The sequence below is a fragment of the Streptomyces sp. NPDC002845 genome, from assembly GCF_053591955.1.
Map to the genome: position 1 here is coordinate 1 of NZ_JBSFUU010000181.1, position 4,723 is coordinate 4,723.

The following is a 4,723-nucleotide window of genomic DNA, read 5'->3' on the forward strand; positions in this document are numbered from 1 at the left end:
GTGGACCACTTCTTCTGCCCGTACACGTACAAGGTGCTGGTCGTGGCCCGCCCCGCACCGTCGTAGGCGGTCTCGGTCTGGACCGGGGCCTCGCCAGCACAGGACGGACTTACCACGCTCCGCTGACGTCCGTGGTTGTGCGGGGAAATCCGTGGTTGTTGCCGTCCTACTGCCGTCAGGAGCACGGCAGCGGGCGTTGACGCGGGTGACGCCTACTGCCATGCGCCGGGTTCGGCGCGGAGGGTGGCGCGGGTGGTGCGGTGGTAGAAGTCGTGGCCGGTCTGAGCGCAGTGCTCGGCGATCCAGCGGGTCAGTTCGTCCGCGGCGTGGAAGTCGCCGGAGGCAGCGCCGCAGTCGTGGTCTTCGCCGGTGACGCAGACGGCTTCGAACGTGGGCAGTGCCAGGGGGTCGACGATGGCGGTCACGTGGTACTCGCGGAAGCGGTAGCGCCTGCGGGGCGGGGTGTTGATGCCGGTGGCGTCAGGCATGTTCGATCACCTCTTCCTGCGGGTCCGGGATGCGCTGTCCACGCGACTCCGCCACCCGGAGCGCATCCGTCAGGGCCTCGGACAGTCGACCGGCCAGCCAGCGGTACTCGGTGGCCGACAGTGCTCGTGCGCCAGGGGCCAGGACTTCGCGGGCGTGTTCCAGCAACTCTTCGCCCATGCCGAGTTGGACGGCTTCGATGCTGTCGGCGAGCGTGGACAGGTAGCCCCTGCCGTCGGTGCTCAGGTAGCAGGGGCGCCCGTCCGGGGTGGTCCACGGCAGTAAGCGGGTGCCAGCCAAGCCCGTTGCCGCGTCGTACAGTTCCCTGCGCCGCATGCGGTCCGCGTCGCTCCTGGGATTGGTCACCGTGCACCCCTTGGCTCGTGTCGCTGATAGGGACACGGTGACCGTAGGAGCTGACTGTCCGTCACTCCATACATGCGCCAGGGCAGTTTGCGACGCAGGGTGTGCGAAGTGCTGCGCTGCGTGGTAGCTATCCGACAACGCCCAGGTAGGAGGCCATGTCGCGCATCTCGGCGGTGAGGATCCGCTTACGCTTCTTCAGGATCTCCTGCATGGTCTCGGCGGCCACGTGCTGATGCCTCAGCCACTGGGGGGATGCTCGGCGCACTCCCGTCAGCTCATCCATCGCCGCAGTCAGGTCGTTGGTGCGGGCGTGGGCGCGTGCTACGTCCATGCGGTGGCGGTTCCAGTTGTCGTCACTCGGCCGCCCGGTGCTCTTCCACGCCTTGGGCGACAGGGCGTCCTCGCCGGCCTTGCGGACGACGGTACGTGCGTCCCCTACAATCATGGCGTCCTCCACGCCCTTCATGCCGACGGTCAGCGGACCGAAAGTCGTCCAGTGCCGGAAGAACGAGCCGGTATGCTCCCGTCCTACCGCCGAAGCCGCTGTACTGGCCACGCGGTGGTAGTGACAGGCCTCCTGGGGGCGGTTGTTACGGCCTGCGGCAGCCGCAGCCCGCAGTGCCAGCCAGCCCCATGCCGCGCATTCGTCAGGGGTCGCCTTGGACAGCCTTGGCTCGATCATGTCGGCGGTCTGGGAGGCGAGGTGCTCCGCCTCGTCCAGGCGTCCCTGGCGCAGCAGAAGCCAGCACATGCCGATCACGCCGGACGCTGCGGTGAGTGTGTCTGCGGCACAGCGGGCGTCCGTGATCGCCCCGGCCAGAGCGGTGTAGCCGAGGTCATACTGCCGGATCTGCGTGAGATAGCGCCCGGCCAGTTGCAGAGCTTCGGCTCGGGCCAGAAGCGCCTGGCGGTGTTCCTCGCCGTTGTCGAAGTAGGCGACCGCGCCGTTGGCGTCCCGTAGGAGTCCGGGGAGTTGGGAGGCAACGCTCTTGTAGCTGTCAGAGTGGTACAGCACCGCGCCGTCATGCACCACCTGGCGGAAGCGGCGCACGTTCGGCTCCTCCTCGCCGGCCTCGCCGCCCGGGTCGGCCAGTCCAACCGGCGGGGTCAGGGCAGCCCGCAGCTCGATGAGGTTGACGCGGTTCGCGTCCTCGGCGCGGCCCACCGGTTGCGGAGCGTCCGGGGCCAGCAGCGTGGCTGTGGTCACTGCCAGGGCACGGGCGAGGGTGTGCAGCGTCTCCATGCGGACTGTTCCGCCCTGTTCCACCTTGCGCACCGTGCCCGGCGACACGCCTGCGGCATGGGCCAGTTCCTCCTGGCTCATCCCGGCCCGACGCCGGTACTTGCGGACGTTGTCCGCCAGCTCCGTGAGTTCCGTAGCCATCTGCTCACCACCTCCAGCGCCACGGTACGCCGGACGGGCGCATCAGCCGGTGGCTATCCGGCAGATACCCGCCCGGGAGTGATCACCCACCCAGCGCGACGCGTCGGGCAGCGATCGGCCAGGCAGCGCGGGGCCGGGCCTCCGGCAGAGCCGACCTGAGCGGGAGGGGTCCCTCGTCGGTCGGGCAGCTTCGCCGGACCAGGGTTCCCCGGGGGCCGCCAAGGTCACACCATGACGCTCGCGCTCGGCCTTGGCGGCATCAGGTGTCCCGCCAGAGTTCCCGTTCTTCCAGCTCGCCAAAGCGGGCCTGCCCGGTACGCATGTCCACCAGGATCGGCCAGCAATCGAGCAGCTGGTCTCGTACGTCACGGGTCTCTAGAAATCGAGCCGAGTTGTAAGGAGCGATAAGGTACCCATGCTTCACACGAACCCGCGCCCAGTCGATACCCAGCTCCGGTTCGCTAGGAGCGTAACTGGCCCGCAAGAGACCTACGGCGATCTCCCTGGCTCTATCTTCCGAAATCATCAGTTCGTCCTCATGAACATGTATCCGCCCCAACTCGGGGCGTGACTGGCGTTCCCTGTCTGACCATCAAGGAAGGTGACACGACCTTTAATGTTCACCACGTTGAAGACATGCCCACCATCCGAGTCGAGGCCATGAACGATTCCCCCGGCACCATTACCGGAATTCTGCATTTCTTTCACTATGTTCGAGAAGCTCTTGCTACGGAATCTATGACCGTAGAAGTTCTCAATGGCAGACACGGGACCGCGGCCAATATTCGGCAGCGCATTGGAGCGAGCACCACTAGAGAGCATCTGATCCACTGAGCCCACGCAAGCTCGTCAATTCGTCTTTCCATCCCAGGGCTGATCAGACCTCTGAGCTTGGTTTCTGGAGCGTAGCATTTACCCCCCAGGGTAATACTACGAGTCGGCCTCCAGGCATCCGCACCCTGCGCGGGATGCCTGTTTCCTCCCCTCCTTCCGCCGCTCCCAACGACCATACCAAGCCCGGCCGCATCTGAATTAAGGTCTAGCCCATGCTTCTCCGCCCAAGCGATATACCTTTCCGTGAGACATTCACCCTCGATGACGCAGGCAGGAGTATAGAACGCACTGGTGAGGTTTAAGGGTCAGCGCCGTGGACTGCGTCGCCTCGACATCAACGGCAGCGGGTCACACCGTATCTTGCGAAATCTCAAAAGCAACTGGGCTCTTGCTGCTCACTGTCTCCCAAACAGGGTGACCAGTCACATCCGCAAACCATTCACTGAACGGGATATCCCCACCTCGAAACCACCAGGAAGAATGACTTCCAAGTTTATCGAGGTCACTATCTGTTCGATATCGATACTCAAACTGCACTTGCAGATATTCTTCAATGTCCACGCCTGAAGCATCCGTTGCAAGTTGACGAGTCACCCCCAATATAAACGTGGGTTCGGGAAGCCAATTAGCATTCCCATACTGGAACAGGAACCCGTCCGCGTCCTCCAAAGAAGGCACGTCAAATTCGATCCCCTCAAATTGACGCACCGTCTCAAAAAGAATTTCAGAGCTAGGGTTTTCCACTCCCGCACTAGCCGACGTGAACACCGCCTGCGCGACGCCTGCGGCCTCGTGGATCGATCGCCTCATGGTCAATTTTCCACACCTTCGCGGTTCAGGATGACTATCCGCCGCCTGGCCCCTCTCAGCGAGAGGGGCCAGGCAACATTACATAGCATTACATCATACCCCGTGGCTCTAGCCGCTAGGCGCTAGGCGCTACGGCCAATACCCACTCTGAAGCTGCCGGGATATATGGTTCAGCACGTCTATTGCTTCGCCACGATTTCTGGCACCGGACATCATGTCGTTGACGTATGTAAAGTATTCGTTTGTATGAATACGTGAATGTACGGATCTTCCGTTTGGGTTCGGAGCAGACGTGCTCTTCGGGAGGAACACACCATTGGCCGCGGTATTGATGTCAATGTTGTATTTGGTCAGGACCTGGCGTGCCGGCGTAGCCTTCTTGGAAGTACTTGCCACAATGTGATGGGCTGCCGTTTCCGCCGGACGCCTGACACCAGAAGCAACAAGGTTGTCCCCGAGGATCTTCGCGTTGCTGGAAGTTGTAGGCGCCTTTGCCCTCGGGTTTCGTGGTGTTCCACTTTGGTTATGGAGGAAGATTGCCGCCAGAGCACCGGGTACGAGATACGCGTCGGAATTAATGTCGTATCCCTGCTCGGCTGCCCAAGCATCGAACTGCTCACCGTAGTCGCAACCGCCCTCTGCCTGTCTGTCTCCCCAGCAGCCAGTGTCGAAAGTCCCTTTGACAAAGCCAGCTGTGTAGGCAGTGTTCCTGATGAGACCGAGCAGGATGTTCCCGAATGTGCCTGGGTCTGACGGGCCAAGGTTGTACGCGCAGTTTCCATCCTTGATGGAGCACACCTGGTCGCTGTTGGTGGTGGTCCCGGTGCTGCTGATGGTGACGGT

At 62.8% G+C, this 4,723-nt stretch carries 6 protein-coding genes; all 6 read right to left on the minus strand.

Annotated features, from left to right (window positions below; translation table 11 throughout):
* Positions 1-212: 212 nt before the first annotated feature.
* Positions 213-488, minus strand: coding sequence for a DUF7848 domain-containing protein (locus tag ACWD3C_RS47850; protein WP_451155011.1), 276 nt, complete (start codon positions 486-488; stop codon positions 213-215).
* Complete coding sequence (locus ACWD3C_RS47855; RefSeq protein ID WP_451155013.1) at positions 481-852, minus strand: hypothetical protein; 372 nt, start codon at positions 850-852, stop codon at positions 481-483. Before ACWD3C_RS47855 ends, ACWD3C_RS47850 begins: the two co-directional genes overlap by 8 nt.
* Positions 853-979: 127 nt before the next feature.
* Positions 980-2,236, minus strand: coding sequence for a helix-turn-helix domain-containing protein (locus ACWD3C_RS47860; protein ID WP_451155015.1), 1,257 nt, complete (start codon positions 2,234-2,236; stop codon positions 980-982).
* Positions 2,237-2,761: 525 nt separating this feature from the next.
* Entirely contained in the window at positions 2,762-3,067 is a 306-nt protein-coding gene (locus ACWD3C_RS47865; RefSeq protein ID WP_451155017.1) for a toxin glutamine deamidase domain-containing protein, read from the minus strand.
* Between the two features lie 351 nt (positions 3,068-3,418).
* Positions 3,419-3,880, minus strand: coding sequence for a hypothetical protein (locus ACWD3C_RS47870; protein ID WP_451155019.1), 462 nt, complete (start codon positions 3,878-3,880; stop codon positions 3,419-3,421).
* 129 nt (positions 3,881-4,009) lie between these two features.
* On the minus strand, positions 4,010-4,723 hold a 714-nt coding region (locus ACWD3C_RS47875; RefSeq protein WP_451155021.1), incomplete at its 5' end, for an AHH domain-containing protein.

Excerpts from the sequence above, each read along its gene's own strand:
- ACWD3C_RS47860 (WP_451155015.1), bottom strand. The coding sequence starts at position 2,236 with ATGGCTACGGAACTCACGGAGCTGGCGGACAACGTCCGCAAGTACCGG.
- ACWD3C_RS47870 (WP_451155019.1), bottom strand. The coding sequence starts at position 3,880 with ATGAGGCGATCGATCCACGAGGCCGCAGGCGTCGCGCAGGCGGTGTTC.
- ACWD3C_RS47850 (WP_451155011.1), bottom strand. The coding sequence starts at position 488 with ATGCCTGACGCCACCGGCATCAACACCCCGCCCCGCAGGCGCTACCGC.